At 50.2% G+C, this 17647-nt stretch carries 16 protein-coding genes; 13 read left to right on the forward strand and 3 right to left on the reverse strand.

The window, feature by feature from the left end; genetic code table 11:
- Window positions 1-96 precede the first annotated feature (96 nt).
- Entirely contained in the window at window positions 97-1497 is a 1401-nt protein-coding gene (locus tag M0R33_RS18055) for a CmpA/NrtA family ABC transporter substrate-binding protein (RefSeq protein WP_292572505.1), read from the reverse strand.
- A gap of 495 nt (window positions 1498-1992) precedes the next feature.
- Here M0R33_RS18055 and M0R33_RS18060 point away from each other — a divergent pair, with 495 nt between their 5' ends.
- Window positions 1993-2172, forward strand: a complete 180-nt coding sequence (locus tag M0R33_RS18060) for a hypothetical protein (protein WP_292572508.1) — start codon at window positions 1993-1995, stop codon at window positions 2170-2172.
- A 105-nt stretch (window positions 2173-2277) separates the two neighbouring features.
- Here M0R33_RS18060 and M0R33_RS18065 read toward each other — a convergent pair whose 3' ends face one another.
- Together M0R33_RS18065 and M0R33_RS18070 are read right to left on the reverse strand one after the other, a co-directional pair.
- Window positions 2278-2856, reverse strand: a complete 579-nt coding sequence (locus M0R33_RS18065; RefSeq protein ID WP_292572512.1) for an ANTAR domain-containing protein — start codon at window positions 2854-2856, stop codon at window positions 2278-2280.
- A 2-nt stretch (window positions 2857-2858) separates the two neighbouring features.
- On the reverse strand, window positions 2859-4337 hold the full coding sequence (locus M0R33_RS18070) for an MFS transporter (RefSeq protein ID WP_292572515.1): 1479 nt from the start codon (window positions 4335-4337) through the stop codon (window positions 2859-2861).
- 418 nt (window positions 4338-4755) lie between these two features.
- On the opposite strand from M0R33_RS18070, the gene nirB reads away from it, so the two are divergent.
- From nirB to M0R33_RS18130, 12 genes are all read left to right on the forward strand, one after another.
- Entirely contained in the window at window positions 4756-7296 is a 2541-nt protein-coding gene (gene nirB / locus M0R33_RS18075) for a nitrite reductase large subunit NirB (protein ID WP_292572518.1), read from the forward strand.
- Window positions 7296-7628 (forward strand): nitrite reductase small subunit NirD, encoded by a 333-nt coding sequence (gene nirD, locus M0R33_RS18080; protein WP_292572522.1) that lies wholly within the window; start codon window positions 7296-7298, stop codon window positions 7626-7628. Before nirB ends, nirD begins: the two co-directional genes overlap by 1 nt.
- Before the next feature lie 3 nt (window positions 7629-7631).
- Window positions 7632-8549, forward strand: a complete 918-nt coding sequence (locus M0R33_RS18085) for a PhzF family phenazine biosynthesis protein (protein ID WP_292572525.1) — start codon at window positions 7632-7634, stop codon at window positions 8547-8549.
- A 38-nt stretch (window positions 8550-8587) separates the two neighbouring features.
- On the forward strand, window positions 8588-8785 hold the full coding sequence (locus M0R33_RS18090; protein ID WP_292572529.1) for a hypothetical protein: 198 nt from the start codon (window positions 8588-8590) through the stop codon (window positions 8783-8785).
- Window positions 8786-9087: 302 nt separating this feature from the next.
- Window positions 9088-9216 (forward strand): hypothetical protein, encoded by a 129-nt coding sequence (locus tag M0R33_RS18095; RefSeq protein WP_292572532.1) that lies wholly within the window; start codon window positions 9088-9090, stop codon window positions 9214-9216.
- A gap of 2 nt (window positions 9217-9218) precedes the next feature.
- Window positions 9219-9905, forward strand: a complete 687-nt coding sequence (locus M0R33_RS18100; protein WP_366044210.1) for a hypothetical protein — start codon at window positions 9219-9221, stop codon at window positions 9903-9905.
- Window positions 9906-9925: 20 nt separating this feature from the next.
- A complete protein-coding gene (locus M0R33_RS18105) occupies window positions 9926-10291 on the forward strand; it encodes a hypothetical protein (protein WP_292572535.1) in 366 nt (121 codons plus the stop codon).
- Window positions 10292-10443: 152 nt separating this feature from the next.
- Window positions 10444-11511 (forward strand): nitrogen regulation protein NR(II), encoded by a 1068-nt coding sequence (glnL, locus tag M0R33_RS18110; RefSeq protein ID WP_292572538.1) that lies wholly within the window; start codon window positions 10444-10446, stop codon window positions 11509-11511.
- A 47-nt stretch (window positions 11512-11558) separates the two neighbouring features.
- A complete protein-coding gene (gene ntrC, locus M0R33_RS18115) occupies window positions 11559-12974 on the forward strand; it encodes a nitrogen regulation protein NR(I) (RefSeq protein ID WP_292572542.1) in 1416 nt (471 codons plus the stop codon).
- A gap of 95 nt (window positions 12975-13069) precedes the next feature.
- The gene (locus tag M0R33_RS18120; RefSeq protein WP_292572545.1) at window positions 13070-14428 is read left to right on the forward strand and encodes a hypothetical protein; all 1359 of its coding nucleotides are present in this window, start codon (window positions 13070-13072) and stop codon (window positions 14426-14428) included.
- A 128-nt stretch (window positions 14429-14556) separates the two neighbouring features.
- Window positions 14557-14949, forward strand: a complete 393-nt coding sequence (locus tag M0R33_RS18125; RefSeq protein WP_292572546.1) for a hypothetical protein — start codon at window positions 14557-14559, stop codon at window positions 14947-14949.
- Between the two features lie 347 nt (window positions 14950-15296).
- Window positions 15297-17636, forward strand: coding sequence for a PKD domain-containing protein (locus tag M0R33_RS18130; protein WP_292572548.1), 2340 nt, complete (start codon window positions 15297-15299; stop codon window positions 17634-17636).
- Window positions 17637-17647: the final 11 nt, after the last annotated feature.

Here is a 17647-nt window from a genome sequence, read left to right on the forward strand (position 1 = left end):
ATGGGAACCATAAAACTTGGCAACTAGCCGAAACCCATAAAAAGGACACATCCCTGTATCAAACGATTTCCCTTTCCGAGCACTCACTAGAGACTATTAATCCACCACTTTGCCGCCGGCTACGGTTTGCTTGGCTTTTAAGCCGATGGCGAATTTGCTTAGGTAATCATTCGGCTTGCTGGCGTCGTAAACGATGCCGTCGATAAACCCGGCTTGCGGCGGTTTGATACCGGTTTCGCCAGCAGCCGGAAAATCGCTGGCCTTGGCTTTGCCCTCGGCGACCAATTCCTTGGCAGCAGCCGTGTAAATGTCGGGCCGATAAACTTTCTGGGCGGTTTCCAGATACCAATTGTCGGGCTTGAATTCGTTGATCTGGCCCCAACGGCGCATTTGGGTCAAATACCAGATGGCGTCGCTGTAATAGGGGTAAGTGGCATTGTTACGGAAGAAGGTGTTGAAATCCGGCATGGGGCGTGTGTCGCCTTTTTCGTATTCGAACGTGCCGGTCATACTGTTACCAATCACCTCGGCATCGGCACCGACATATTGGCTTTGCGCCAACATTTCCACGGCCTCCTTGCGGTTCTTATTATTGTCCGCATCCAGCCACATCGCGGCGCGAATCAAGGCTTTGACTACCGCTTTATGGGTATTGGGATTTTTGTCGGCCCAGGCTTGACTGACACCGAACACTTTTTCCGGATTGTCTTTCCAGATTTCATAATCAGTCACCACCGGCACACCTATGCCTTTGAATACGGCCTGCTGATTCCACGGCTCACCGACGCAATATCCGTAAATGGTGCCCGCCTCGAGGGTCGCCGGCATTTGCGGCGGCGGCGTTACCGATAAAAGTGCGTCGGCATTGATTTGCCCGCCGATATCTTGCGGCGGTGCGTAATAGCCGGGTTTGATACCGCCGGCAGCCAGCCAATAGCGCAATTCATAGTTATGAGTGGACACCGGAAACACCATGCCCATGTTGAATGGCTTACCTGCCTTCTTATATTGCTCGACCACCGGTTTAAGCGAATCGGCTTTAATCGGATGCACCGGCTTACCGTCTTCCATCGGCACATGCGCTTTCATTTGCTTCCAGATGTCGTTGGATACTGTGATGGCGTTGCCGTTTAAGTCCATACTAAAGGCGGTGATAATGTCGGCTTTGGTGCCAAAACCGATCGCCGCTCCTAAAGGTTGACCAGCCAGCATATGCGCGCCATCCAACTCGCCGTTGATTACTCTGTCCAACAGGACTTTCCAGTTGGCCTGCGCTTCCAATTGCACGAACAACCCTTCCTCTTCAAAAAACCCTTTTTCCGCGGCCACCGCCAACGGTGCCATATCGGTCAATTTGATAAAACCGAATTTCAAATCTTCTTTTTCAAGCTTGCCTGCCGCATGCAATCCGGGGGCAACTCCCAGTCCTGAAACAACCAGGCACGCCGATAGGGCCAGCAATAATTTCTTAGAGGTAGATCTTGGAGCGGTCTTCATAACGAGTCCTATACAAAAACGACGGAAAATAAAAAAGGCGTCGCCGTGATACGGGTAAACCCCATACACGACAGACGCCTTTGTCCGGTTTGCTCTACTTCGAGCTGAAAATGCAACTCCTACATTGGAGCATTGCTTACACAACAGCAATAGCAATGCCAAGCTGCTATTTATTCTAAGAAATAATAAATAACTCTATAAAAATCAGATTGTTAAAACAGAACCGCCATTCAAGATTTCAATTATCCGACGCTGAATTTGTATCGCAACCCATCATCTGCGCACACAAATGAAACAGAACACGGATTTTTTGCACATCGGTGGTGCGACGCCTCATCGCCTGATGATCGTATGAGACTGAAGCTGAATCGGAGATCATCGGGCGAGTTGTCGCAGTTAACCCGGATAGTGGATCTTAAGGCCGTAAACCAGAAACAACCCGACCATTAATGCCTTTATCCATCTCCCTATTAGAACAACCAGCGGAAATCCCCCATGAATCCATCCACCCTAAGTCGAACCCAATGCGCCGTTGTATTGTTTATTTTGAGAAAAATAAGCATCGACCCCATCCCGATAACCAGCAGTATCTGTTTATATATGGCTATTTTTCGACCGGTTTGGTTTAAAAGACTGGTGGAAACTATCTATGCGGATATCAACGGCAAAGACTGATGCCTTAAGCATTAGAGCCGAAGAATATCGTAGAAGGCTGGATTTTCGAAGGGCAGGCAGCCGCAATTTCGGCAACTGCCCGAACTCTTAGGACAACGGCTGAAATCACTTAAACAGCTCCGCCATGGTAATCACATTTTTTGCCATCTCGCCCAGCGAAACCTTTCTATCCATCGCCAGTTTGCGCAAGGCATGGTAGGCCTGATCTTCGTTGTAGTTTTTAGACTTGATTAATATCGCTTTGGCCCGATCTACCAGCTTGCGCTCTTCGAGCTGGTTCTTGGTTTTTTGCAGCTCGTCTTTTAAGGCTTTTTGGGCCTTGAAACGGGCGATGGCCACATCGATGATGGCTTTGACGCGGCGGGGTTCCAAACCGTCGACGATATAAGCGCTGACACCGGCTTTGATAACTTTATTGATGGTCTCTGTCTGCTGATCCTCGGCAAACACAATCACCGGCACCGAGTGCTCGTGATTGATGGTTAAAATCATCTCCAAGATCTTTTCGCTGGGCGCGTATAAATTCAACACCACTGCATCCGGCTGTAAGCTTTTTACCACCTCCAACAGGTTTAAGTTCTGCAACTTTAAAGTGGCCACTTGGTAGCCATGTTGGCTCAGGCTTTGCTCCAAAACCAGGTCGGAATCGAATTCATCGACTACCAGGACTTTGAGTGGGGTCATGGCTATTCCAGTTCGATTTTAATCACAGAGCCGTCAGGCAAGATTTGGGTAATAAAATTTTTCGGCTCTTCCAGATAGGCTATCAACCCCAATAACAGTACACAACATCCTCCCAACAGTAAAAAAAAGCCGGTATAAGTGAGAAAGGTCAACAGAATCAGAAAAATGATGGCACCGGCATTACCGTACGCCCCGACAATACCGGCTACCTCCCCGATTATGGCGCGCCTGACCAACGGCACAAAGGCGAAGATGGCCCCTTCGGCGGCTTGCATAAACAAGGCGCAAACCAAGGTCACCAGCACCGCCAAACCTATCGACCATTGCGCGGATATCAGCGCCATTAACAAGTACCCGCCCGCCAATCCGCCGGTGAACAGTAAAATAGCTAATTTGCGGCCGATTTTATCGCTCAACCAGCCGCCGGCCGGGCGAGCGAAAATATTGGTCATCACAAAACTCGAGGCTAACAAGCCGGCATCCAGCATGGAGATATTTTGGCTGACGCTAAAGGTTTTAAAGAAAAACATTGGCAACATGGACAACACCGCCAATTTGGAACCGAAGGTAATCAAATAGGCAATGGCTAAAATGACCACTTGCCGGTAACGGTAATGATGAATACTCGAAATCGGCTGGCTCAAACGTTCGGCGTTGGTATTGACCAGCTGCCGGGCATGCCACAAAAACACCAGCCAGATGCAAATATGCAGCAGCAGCGGCCAGCCGCCGGCCAGGATGGGCTCGTCCGGACCGGCTAATTTCCATACCAATAACGATAGTGAACCGTACAGCGGCAACAGGCTCAATATATATAGAAATAAATCGTTGATACTCGTGACTTCCATACTGCTGGCCCGCTTGGTTTTCAAGCCCGCAAGTTCAGGTGGGAAATTCTCTACATTTCGGTAATAGACCCAGGCGAACCCCAAAGCCAGGATGCCGGTGAAGGCGATCGCGTAGCGCCAGCCATTTTCGGGGCCGAAATATAAGGCCAGTCCCGGCAGTAATATCGCCGCCGCCGCCGAACCGAAATTGCCCCAACCGGCATATATACCTTCCGCTATCCCCATCTGACTGGAAGGAAACCAATCGCCGATGATACGCACGCCGACCACAAAACCCGCCCCAATAAACCCAAGCAAAAAGCGCGACCATGCCAATTGGGCAAAATCCTCGGCCAGCGCAAACATAAAACAAGGCAGGCTACAAACCGCCAGCAGAACACTGTAACTGATCCTGGCCCCAAACCGGTCCACGACCAGCCCGATAATCACCCGGGCCGGGATCGTCAACGCCACATTCAACAGCAGTATAATTTCGACTTCGGCATCGCTGATTCCCAAATCCTGCTTAATCAGCATCATCAAAGGCGCGTGATTAAACCAGACTACAAAACTGATGAAAAACGCCATCCAACTCAAGTGCAGAATTTTGCTTTTTCTCTGCATGGTCACCAGTTTAAAGGGGGCGAAAGGCATAAAGATTCCTGAATAAACACAATGCAAATCAGCATGCAGCTTACGTGCCAACCAACCAAACCAGCCGATCTCGCTCGTTTGGCGGGTAGGTAACCCCATTCTGGTGCCATTTAGTCACAAAATTGCCTTATTTTGGTGCAATGTTTTAGGCGCCCCACAAACCGAAAACGGGCAAGCCACTGAATTTAATAGTATTTTATTTTTGGCATTCATATTGCTTTTGAAGAATTAAGTCTCCCGCTGAGCTTACCTTGTCATTGTTAGTTGGACAAAGGCGTCCTGATTGAATGAGTTCCTCATTTCAATTCAGGCCGCCTTTTTTTTTGCCCAAAATTTTGACCTAACCCAGCTGGTAAAGATTTTGCGACCCCGTCTTTCAGGCGGAGAAACACATCAATGTTTTATAAAGAGGTCAGGTATGAATACGAAACAAACCCTGGTTGTTATAGGCAACGGCATGGTCGGCCAGCATTTTCTGACCAAGCTGGTCGAAAGCGCAGCCAAAGATCATTTCCATATTGTCACTTTTTGTGAAGAACCCAGAGCCGCTTACGACCGGGTACATTTGTCGGAATACTTTACCGGGAAAAGCGCCGAAGACTTATCCTTGGTCAGCGCCGATTTTTTCGCCGAACACGGTATCGAAATTCATCTGGGCGACAAAGCCGCCACTATTGATCGCCAACAAAAACAGGTCACCTCCGCCAAGGGCGTGGTCATCCGCTACGACAAACTGGTATTGGCGACCGGCTCTTATCCTTTTGTGCCGCCGGTACCCGGCCATGAAAGGGCCCAATGCCTGGTCTACCGGACCATAGAAGATTTGGAAGCCATTAAAGCCGCCGCGGAAAACTCCAAAATCGGCACGGTGGTGGGCGGCGGCTTATTAGGTCTGGAAGCCGCCAAGGCTTTAACCGATTTAGGTCTGGAAACCCATGTAGTGGAATTCGCCCCCCGGTTGATGGCCGTGCAATTGGATGACGGCGGAGGGGCGATGTTGAGACACAAAATCCAGGCCCTGGGTGTCAAAGTACATCTGAATAAAAACACCAGCCTGATCGATGATGGCGAACAGTGCCTGCATAAAATGAATTTCGCCGACGGCGAAGTGCTGGAAACCGACTTGATTCTGTTTTCCGCCGGCATCCGCCCACGCGACGATATTGCCCGAGCCTGCGGACTGGAAATCGGTCCGCGCGGCGGCATTGTCATCGATAATCAATGCAAGACCTCCGACCCGCATATTTATGCCATAGGCGAATGCGCCTTGTGGAACGGCCAGATTTTCGGCTTGGTCGCGCCCGGCTATACCATGGCCAGAACCGTCGCCGCCGATTTATCCGGTACGGAAGCCAGTTTTACCGGCGCGGACATGAGTACCAAGCTGAAGTTAATGGGGGTGGATGTGGCCAGTATCGGCGACGCCCATGCCAGGACCCAGGGCGCAATGGTTTACACCTATCAAAACGGCTCCAGAGAAATATACAAACGTTTGGTGGTCAGCCAGGACAAAAAACAATTACTGGGCGCGGTACTGGTGGGCGAGGCCTCCGGCTACAGCACCTTGTTGCAATACTGTTTAAACGGCATCGAGTTGCCGGAAAATCCGGATGCGCTGATTTTACCGCAACGCTCCGACGAATCGGTCGGCTTGGGGCCGGATGCCCTGCCCGCCTCGGCGCAAATTTGTTCCTGCCATGACGTCAGCAAAGGCCAAATCTGCGGCGCCATCGAAGCCGGCTGCACCACAATCGGACAACTCAAATCCGCAACCAAAGCCGCTAGCGGCTGCGGTGGTTGCGCGCCTTTGTTGAAATCGGTATTGGATTGCGAACTGATCAAATTGGGCGTGGAAGTCAGTACCGATATTTGCGAGCATTTCCCGCACACTCGCCAGGATTTGTACAACCTGATCATGGTGGAACAAATCAAGACCTTCGACGACTTGCTGGACAAGCACGGCCGCGGCCTGGGCTGCGAAGTCTGTAAACAGGCGGTGGGCTCGATTCTGGCGTCGTATTGGAACGACTATATTCTGGAAAAACCTCACATCGGTTTACAGGACACCAACGACACCTATTTGGCCAATATGCAAAAAGACGGCACCTATTCGGTAGTGCCACGGGTGACCGGCGGCGAAATCACCCCGGACGGCTTGATTGCACTGGGGCAAGTAGCGAAAAAATACGGTCTATACACTAAAATCACCGGTGGTCAACGGGTGGATTTATTCGGCGCCCGCGTCGAGCAATTACCCTTGATCTGGAACGAGCTGATCGAGGCCGGTTTCGAATCCGGCCATGCCTACGGCAAATCGTTGCGTACGGTCAAATCCTGCGTCGGCAGTACCTGGTGTCGGTTCGGTATCGACGACAGCGTCGGCCTGGCTATTGAGCTGGAAAATCGCTATAAGGGTTTACGTGCACCGCACAAAATCAAATTTGCCGTTTCCGGCTGTACCCGCGAATGCGCCGAGGCGCAAGGCAAGGATATCGGCGTGATTGCCACCGAAAACGGCTGGAATTTGTACGTCTGCGGCAACGGCGGCATGAAACCAAGGCACGCGGATTTGTTTGCCACCAATCTGGACAAGGCAACCTTGATTAAATACATCGACCGGGTGCTGATTTTTTATGTGCGCACCGCGGCGCGCCTGCAACGCACATCGGTGTGGATGGAAAACATGGAAGGCGGTCTGGATTATCTGAAAGCGGTGATTCTGGAAGACCGACTGGGACTGGCCGACGAATTGGAGCAACAGATGCAACACGTCATCGACACCTATCAATGCGAATGGAAAACCACCCTACAGGACGAACAAAAACTGAAACGATTCCGCCACTTTGTCAACAGCGACCAAGCCGACGACAACGTGGTATTCGTGGAGGAACGCGGCCAAGTGCGCCCGGCCAATGTCGAAGAACGCAAACACTTTAAACTGATCGAAGAGGCGGCATAATGAGTAAATGGATAGATGTCTGCCATATCGACGACCTGCAACCGGATTCCGGCGTCTGCGCTTTGGTGGAGGGTCGGCAGATAGCGATTTTTTACCTGCCGAGACTAAATGCCGTGTACGCTATCGGTAATTTCGACCCCTTTAGCGAGGCCAATGTGCTTTCGCGCGGCATGGTGGGCGATTTGGGCGGCCAGCTCATGCTGGCTTCACCTATGTACAAGCAGCATTTCAATCTGCAAACCGGCATTTGTTTTGAAGATGCCGCTATCAGTGTACCCGCTTACCCGGCTCGGATCGACAACGACCGAGTCGCAATCCGGATGTCGGAGTAAATTATGAAATACCACTATTACATTGCCGATGCGTTCACCAATCAGCTGTTCAACGGTGCGCAGATTGCGGTGTTTCCCGCTGCGGATGGTTTAAGTAGCGAAACCATGGCCGCGATTGCCAAGGAACTCAACCTGACTGAAACGGTGTTCGTGTTCCACGAACATGGCGCTGAAAATCGGCGCCGAATGCGTATTTTTTCACCGTTGCGGGAAATCGATTTCGCCGGCCACCCGATTATCGCCACGGCTTTTATATTGGCCGAATGCGGCGATATCGCGCTCAGCCAAGCGCTGACTAAAATCGTTTTGGAGCAAAATAGCGGACCGGTCGAAGTGAATATTTCCAGCGAGGCGGGCAAACCCAGTTTCGTGCAACTCAGCCGCAGCGACAGCGCCATCATCGATAGGTTTGCCCCTACCGATGAAGAATTATGCCAGTTTCTGGGCTTGCAGATCGCCGATCTGGATCATAAAAAATATTCGCCGCGCCTGGTTTCTTGCGGGTTTCCGTATTTAATCGTACCGGTGTGGAATTACGAATCGGTACGCAAGGCCCGCTTCAATTATCCTAACTGGAGTCAATCGGCCGCCCCGCAAACCGCCGCACAGGAAATCCTGTTATTTGCGCCCAAATCGCCCAACCCGGATGCCGATTTCAATGCCCGCCTGTTGGGTCCGAATATCAGCTTGCAGGACGACCCGCCGGTCGGTAGCGCCATGCCGGCCTTTTGCAGTTATCTATGTTCCTTTGAACGCACCCAAAAAGGCACCCATAGCTTCTCGGTTGAGCGTGGCGAAATGTCGACCCGTCGCAGCCTGCTGCAGCTGGAAATGGATAACAAACAACAAGAAAAACTGACCATTCGCATTGGCGGCCAGGCAGTCATTTTTGCGGAAGGCAGCATCAATATTCCGGCGTGATTGCACCCGGACTGTTCCAGCGTCGGCAGACAGAAAAAATGCAAAATTCGGCCGGAAACCAAGTCATTGGTTTGCTGGTTCCGGAAAAAACCGCTCCGTTGACCGCTGGAATCATCAAACCGGTACTCAGTCCGAAACGCGCTAGCACCAAGCGGCAACCCGATGTTAACTGCCAGCGTTGCCGTAACGGCTTGGATAAGTTATCCGACTGGCGTTCTGCGACAACGCAGTCCTAATAATCTCCGTTCTCACCACCGCGCTGCACGGTCCGGCTAGCTGCCAACGGCTAAATAACGCCGAAATAGCAAGTTAGTATTGCCCTGTTCTGGACCGGCAAACACATTTTGGGTCGACCGCCATGGTGGATCGATTGCCCCACTTAATTGTGTACCGTACTTCGGCTTATCTTTTCATCATTCTGAATGGCATTGGCATAAGAAATAGCGATCCTGCCACCCTATTGCCAGCGCCCTCAGCAGCCGCGGAAAAAACCGATAGAAACGCCTAAGACCGGACAAGGCATAAGTGGGAAACCATCATGATTCGCTCCGGTGATACAAAGATCGGCATGACGCATCGATATTGCGTTGCCTGGCAAACCATATTGGTGCATCATTACTCCAATAACGCCTCATTTTGGGGCGAATATCGCCTGCCGGGAGAGTGAGCATGCCGAGATACCGCCCTATCGTTGCAATTGCCGCCTGTCTCGGTTTAGGGTTTTGGCCCCACTTAGCCAGCGCAGACCAATTAAATGCAGCAGATTCGGCTTGGATCTTGACCGCCTCGGGACTCGTGTTATTCATGACCGTGCCCGGCCTGGCCTTGTTTTATGGCGACTTGGTACGCACCAAAAACGTGCTTTCAGTATTGATGCAGTGTTTTGCGATTACCTCTTTGGTATCGGTTTTGTGGTTGTTCGGCGGATACAGTCTGGCATTGAGCGATGGCGGCAGTTGGCAGAAGGTATTGGGCGGTTTTTCCGAATTTTCTTTGCTGGGCATAAACGCCGACAGCGTCAAGGACAATCTGCCGGAAACCGTGTTCTGTATGTATCGCCTGACCCTTGCGATTTTTGCGTCCGCCTTGATCGTAGGTGACGTCGCCGAACGTATGAAATTCTCTGCCTTACTGTGGTTTGTGACCTGTTGGGAGTTTTTGATTTATGTACCCGTCTGCCATTGGATCTGGAGTGGCGGATTGAGCTTTGCCATTTTGAAATTGCTCGATAAAACCCTGGGGCTGCGCGTCAGTATCGGCGATGAAACAGAGGGCCTGGATATTTCTCGGCACAACCAGCAAGGATACAACCAGCAAGGATACAACCTGCGATCCACCCATCCCTTAAGCCTATAACCGATACCCAGGAGTCAGTCATGCGCGCTTTGAATAAAACCTCCTGTTTAAAAGCTACCGCACTATTTTGGGGCTTTATCTGGTTTGCCGGATTTTCGAATACCAGCATTGCCCTAGATATCAATCAAGCATCCCAGCAAATTAAAACACGCGCTTGCAAAGATAATCTAACCGTCGATCAGGCTTTGGAAAAATCGATAAAAAGCCATTCGCAACGGGATATCGGCTGGCGTTCATTTCAGGAGGACGACCATTACGATGTTGAACGTGCCGTATTGATTAACAAAGCCATGGAGCTACGCTACCGTTGGCGAGTATTTGCAGACGGCAGTATTCAACCCCAAAGCAAACGTGCAGAAAATTTATGCCGTCTCGATACAGACTGATCGCACCATAACAAGACGCCCACCCAGATGAGCGCACCATATTGGGTCAACAAGTTTATCTTAACCCTATCCCTGCCCGCATCCCTGCATTGTTATTTGCGGCACATTAATTGCTAAATAATAAGACAGCCATTCTTAAACCATTTGTTACTGTGTATAAAAAAATACTCGACCATCTCAATGAGGCGATCCTGCTCTTCGATCGAGAGTTTCGCTTAACCTATATTAACCCTGCCGGCGAAATACTGTTTGCCGACAGCGCCAAACATTTGGTGGGTCACCTTGCCCAAAAACTGTTTAAAACCGCCCACCCCTTACTGTTCCGTGATTTATTACTGCGCTTGAACCAAAACGAACCGCTGGTTGACAGAGAATTGATACTTGAATGTATGAATCAGCCCATCACGGTCAACATGAGTGCCACGCCGATTCTGGAAAACGGGGTTCTATCGGAGGTTTTGATTGAATTGCAACAAGTAGACCGGCATTTACGTATCACAAAGGAAGAACAGTTATTAGCCCAACAAAATACCAGCCGCATGCTGGTGCGCGGCCTGGCGCACGAAATTAAGAACCCGCTCGGCGGCTTGCGAGGCGCGGCCCAATTGTTGGCTCTGGAACTACAAGATGCCGAATTGAAGGAATACACCCAAATCATCATTGCGGAATCCGATCGGCTACAGGAGTTGATGGACAAAATGCTCGGCCCTAACAAACCAGCCCATAAACACCCGCTGAACATCCATGAAGTGCTGGAGCGCGTGCGACATTTAGTTGCCGTGGAAGCCGGCAGCAACATCAGCCTTAAAACCGATTACGACCCCAGCATTCCTGAGCTGTTTGCGGATAAAAATCAAATGATACAAGCCTTGTTGAACATTGTCCGCAATGCGATTCAAGCCTTGCAATCCGCTGGCCAAATTATTCTAAAAACCCGTATTCAGCGCCATATGACCATAGGTCGCAAACTCTACAAGCTGGCGGTCAAAATAGACATTATCGATAACGGCCCCGGTATACAGCCAGGCTTGATGGGACAAATTTTTTATCCAATGATTACCGGCCGCGCCGAAGGCACCGGCCTGGGATTATCCATTGCTCAATCGTTGATTAACCAGCACAACGGCTTAATTGAATGCGAAAGCGAACCCGGAAACACCGTTTTTTCAATTTTTTTACCCATCATGGATCAGTCCGAGAAAACAGCACCCAGCCGATGATGGGCTTGTTTGGATAATGATGACTACTTTACGATATGGAGACGATCATGCCACTGCCAGATAAAGTCTGGATTGTCGATGATGACAAATCGATACGCTGGGTGCTTGAAAAAGCCCTGCAAAAAGCCAGCATCGAAACGCTTTGCTTTTCCAACGCGGCCGACTTATTAAAAGAATTGGCGCACGACTTGCCGCACGTCCTGATTACCGACATCCGCATGCCGGGCATGGACGGCTTTGAACTGTTAAAGAAAATCCAACAGGATTATCCGTCCTTGCCGGTGATTATCATGACGGCGCATTCCGACCTGGAAAGCGCCGTCTCGGCCTTTCACGGCGGTGCATTCGAGTATTTGCCCAAACCGTTCGACGTCAATGAAGTGGTCGAAACCGTGCATCGCGCCTGCCTGCACAGCAAACAGCAAAACAACACTGAATCACCGCCGGAGGGGATGGGCGATACGCCGGAAATTATTGGCGAAGCGCCCGCCATGCAGGAAGTATTCCGTGCCATAGGCCGGTTGGCACGCTCGCACATTACCGTACTGATCAACGGCGAATCCGGCACCGGCAAAGAATTGGTTGCCAAAGCCCTGCACCGGCATAGCCCGCGTTCCCAGCAGCCTTTTGTGGCGCTAAACATGGCAGCCATTCCCAAGGATTTAATGGAATCGGAGTTATTCGGCCATGAAAAAGGCGCATTTACCGGTGCCCAGGCCCGCCGTATAGGCCGCTTTGAACAATCTAACAACGGCACCTTATTTCTGGATGAGATCGGCGACATGCCGGCCGAATTGCAAACCCGTCTGCTGCGGGTACTGGCGGATAACGAGTTTTATCCGGTGGGCGCGCATGCAGCGGTCAAGGTAAACGTCCGCATCATTGCCGCGACCCACCAAAATCTGGAAGTGCTTGTGGCGCAAGGCCGGTTTCGGGAAGATTTATTCCACCGCTTGAATGTGATCCGCATTCATATCCCACCCTTGCGCGAACGCAGACAGGACATTGGCTTGCTAATGCGACATTTTCTGTACCAAAGCGCACGGGAATTAGGGACGGAAGTCAAAACTCTGAAACCGGAAGCCGAGGCCTTTTTAAGCAACTTGCGGTGGCCGGGCAACGTCCGCCAGCTGGAAAACACCTGCCGCTGGCTAACAGTGATGGCATCTGGCCGGGAAATCCATATCGAAGACTTGCCGCCCGAGTTGAGCCAAAGCCCGGCCGACCCCCAAGGCGAAGCCGGTCAACACGACTGGGAAGACCTGTTGCAAAGCTGGATTAAGCAACAGCTGGCCACGGGCAAGCACGATATCGCCAAACAGGCCATAGCCAGCGTGGAAACGTTATTGATACAAACCGCGCTGCAACATACCCACGGCCGCAAACATGAAGCCGCGTTATTACTGGGTTACGGCAGGAATACCCTGACGCGCAAACTGAAAGAATTGGACATAGAGGACTAACCTCAGCGCCATTTAGAATTTTTATCTGCTTAAAACATCGGTGTATACTCCTGCCAATTGAATCAACATTTTCAACACGGCAGGGTTTAAATCTCATGGCAGATAAAATGGTAAGCAAACATCTGGTAAATCTTGAAAAGCAATTTGCCACGACGGACCCTGTGTTACAAAAAGCGGTGAAAGTGTTCCAGGAGCTGGACGAACTGGAATTCGAAATGGCGTTGATCGATCCCGAGGAGACCACGGCCCGCAGAAGTTCTTGGTGGCCGCTGATCAGTACCTTGGGCGGCTATTCTCCAGCCAAATCGGAATTTTTAAACCGCTTCCTCGGGGTACCCCTGCACACCACCCGGCATAAATTCACGGTCTTGCAATACACCCCGCAAACCACCAGCGCCACCCTGCCCGGCACGGCATTGGACGCCGATCACCGTTTGCCTTTTTACCAAGTCAGCCGCGATATTGAGCAAACCAACCCCGGCGAAGGCAGCAAGGTTAATAGCTACCTGGAATTGGTTACGGTCAACAGCAACAAATTAAAGAATAAACTGATCATCGACACGCCGGTATTAAATCCGGCTACCGAAAATGCCGTTAACGGCTTATTACGCCAACACGTGATTGCCATATCAGACTTGGTATTGGTGTTTACCGATTTATTCGAAACGGACCCGGAATTCAATAAAGATGTGATCGCCAGCATCATAAAGTATCAAGACACCAACAAATTTTTGTTTGTCATCGATCATTCCGAGCTCAGTCTGGACCAGAATAAATCGCAGGAAATCATCGCCTCCTGGCAGCGGCGCTTGGCTGAATTCGGCATTTTTACCGGTCACTATGTGGTGTTGTCGCAAAACGGCGACGACTCGCAAATCGAGCAACGCGTCAACAACTTGAATAACGACCGCTCCTATCGCATTTTAGAATCGTTGGAAAACAGCATACGCTCTGTCGACGATGTGGTGATGGACGAAGTGGAATCGGCAATTACTCTTTGGAAAGAACGTTGCAATGCCACCACGTTGATCATCCTCAGCTTTATTATCATGCTGATTTTATTTGCCGAGATCGCCGTCGGCATATTGGACCTGTTTTTCGACCCCATCATCGGCCCGCTTATCATTTTGGCGCTGATCGCATTTCTAACACCCATACACATGATCGTCAGCCGGGTACATGCCAAATTTATTATCAATCAGCTACATAAACGCCAGAAAAAATTGAACCTTAGCGAGGATTTAGCGGGATTATTCGAAAAAAGCCTGAGTTTCTGGCGAGTAATATTGCCCATTACCCAACCGGTTGGCAAAACCAAGAAAAATCGCAAAAAACTGAATCATTTATTGGAACAAACCAAAGATTTAGTTCAGGCCCTTAACGATCAGTTCAGTCGCAGCCAGTTTCAAGAATACCCGTCCTCTTATGAGCCACAATCCGGCGAAGAATATTGATCATTTAATTCGTAATAGTTATGGACATTATCAAACAGTATCTTGCTCTGTGTTGGTTTGATGTCTCACCGCTTGAGCTACCGAGATCGACATCATTTTTTAAAAAGAATTTAATCTTTAACTTTTTGATGTTCATTTTCATCCATTTCAATATGACGGATGATTTTGAGTCGATATCGGAAGTCTTTATCGAAACCCTGTTAAACCTGAGCTTCATCGCTCTGGCACTTTGGCTTAATCGCTCGATGCACACTTATATTCAAGTGGCCTCGGCAATATTGTTTTGCGAAAATTTCACATCACTGTTTTTATTGCCCACCATATTCTGGGCAACCGTTGCAGAAGACTGGTTAAGCTACGGCGCCCTGGCGATTATCCTATTTTGGACTTGGGCCTTGATTGGCGCCATTTTCAAAAAAATATTGCACATCAATGTGTTTGCCGGCTTGGTCATGTCGCTGTTTTACTTGTTGTTTAGTTTCGGCGGCGGGTTTGCCATCAACAGCTTTTTGACCGGTTAACCGGCTGCCATCGATAGTCCGCCGGCCAAATCAAATTCCTCAAGCGAATTGAGTGCTCTTAAAGCCGTTTGCTCGTTACGCAAGCCGCCTACATGACTTTCACTACTCAAACGAATCCGAGCCAGCCGCGAGAATATCCAGACTCGCAAAGCAGATAGCAATCACTAACAAATTCGAACGCCACTACTACGGATATTTGTCATCCTTGTTGTGATTTCTAAAAGCTGCAACTGTCTCACAGTATGCTGTTGGCTTTTTCAGTTTAATCCTGCACCAGGGAATTCGGTGCTAAGGACGCTTCGCTATCGGACTTCTGTAATGAAACTTTTCCATACTTGGTAAACGTTATGAACAGACAATCATTCATCGCATCGGCTGTATTCACTATCTTGGTGAATTGCACCATAGCAACAGCAGACCAAACAACACCGATTAAAGGCGAATCAAGCAAGGTAGCAGCAACTACTGATAATGGGATACCAACCGGACCGCTCTATTTTTCGACGCGTAAAGATGCGGAGAACGCTTTAGTGGGGTACAACTATGCCCTGACCTTACTCCAAAATGGCCGAGTGCAAGCAATTGTTTCCGGATTGAACGGCTCCGGCCAGGAAAACCCACTCAGTGTAGTGCAAGCTGAATCGCAAAAATCCGTATCCAAATTCAGCGATCAAACGCAGCTCGATGAAACAGAAACGCCTTTTCCTAAAATTTCTCTGAAAGAGAAACTCAACGGCCAGTCGGCGATTGATGCATTGGGGGACAAATTGCCTTTGGTGGCAAAAGCGTATGACATGTCCGCGGAGCGCCTGGAAGATATTCTTAAAACCGATCAGACAGCCTGGATCGATGAGGGCGGACGACTACTTTATGTTGAAGCAGATACAAAACCAATTCCTAGACCAGAACCTAAGGATACTGACAACAATGGCGAAGACACCGCGAATGCTACAACGATTAGCGGTACGGAAACTTTCGCCTCGACAGCGTCTTCAAGCAAAGATGCTTTTACTCTTCATAGTAAATCCGGCTCGAACCGGGTTATCTATTTGGATTTTAACGGCCATGTTGCAACAAATACGGCCTGGTCCAGCGGAACCCTGACCGCGCAGGCTTATGACATTGATGGCAACCCCGGTGCATTTAGCGATGCGGAATTAAGTAACATTAGAGAAATCTGGCAACGTGTAGCGGAAGACTATGCGCCGTTTGACGTGGACGTAACAACCCAAGAGCCAACGACCGACGCGATAAGACGAACCAGCAACACCGATACACAATACGGTACGCGCGCGGTGATTACCCGGTCCATGCCGGAGCTGTGTAGCCAATCCTGCGGCGGCGTGGCCTACGTCAACGTATTTTCGTACTACTCGTCCAGCACGCCGGATCGCTATCAACCCGCTTGGGCGTTCTTTGATAAATTAGGTAACGGTTATCCCAAGTATGTAGCCGAAGCAGTGTCGCATGAAGTTGGTCATAACCTGAATCTCAACCATGACGGCACATCCACCGCTGGATATTATACCGGCCAAGGTAGCGGTGCAACCGGCTGGGCTCCGATTATGGGGGCTAGTTACTACAAACCCGTCACGCAATGGAGCAAAGGCGAATATCCAGGCGCCAACAATTTGCAAGATGATATTGCAGTCATCAGTGCGGCAGGCACGCCTTTACGTCCCGATGACTACCCCAGCACAAATGCGAGTGCGGCACCATTGTCAGGCGAGGCAACTGCGGTATATCAAACGGGCATCATCGAACGCAATAGCGACATCGATGTATTCACCTTTCAAACCGACGGCGGCAATGCGCAATTCAATATTGCCTCGGGCTCTATCGCGCCTGATTTAGATGTAGCTGTGAAGTTAATGGATTCTTCTGGAAATACAATAGCCTCGATCAATCCGTCTGACAGCCTGTCGGCATCATTGGCCGCGACCTTGGCTGCCGGCCGATATTTCCTGCAAATCGATGGAGTTGGGCATGGCGATTTAACAACTGGTTACTCTGATTATGCGAGCCTTGGCCAATATCTGATTACCGGAAGCTATCCCAAAAACACAACCACATTAAGCCAGCCAACAGCGGATATTTCAGCCTTGCCAAGCTTTGGCGATGCGCCTTTAACAGTCGCGTTCAATGGGAGCGGATCGACTGACCAGGATGGTAACATCGCGGCTTATGATTGGAATTTTGGTGATGGGTCAGCCAACGCCAATACAGCCGGACTAAGCCATATTTACACTGCACCGGGTACGTTCACGGCAACATTGACTGTTACCGATAATAGCGGCTTGAAAAACAGCACGACGCAAACGATTAGCGTGACCCAATCTACCGCCGACCTGAGCATGAAAGTCGGTAGTACCTCATTAACGCGCAAACCGCTCAGCAGAGGCAAGTCTCAATGCGTCGCGAACGTCATCGTTAAATACGACGCATCGTCCGTTGCGGGTGCGACTGTTTATGGTTCGTGGAGTGGCTCGGTGAAAACAAGATCCGGTTACAAAACGGTGACCGGCTCAACATCCGGCAGCACCAAGTCTGACGGCACCGTTACTATCGGTAGCTCGAATCTACCAAGCAGCATCTCTGGCACTTGCGCATTTACTGTTACCAACGTCGTCAAGAGTGGATACACGTATGACGGCAGCGGCCAAATTGCAGGCAGCTTTTCCTGGTAATCGTATGCATC

Origin of the sequence: Methylomonas sp., assembly GCF_023228165.1 — a bacterium.
Lineage (GTDB): Bacteria > Pseudomonadota > Gammaproteobacteria > Methylococcales > Methylomonadaceae > Methylomonas.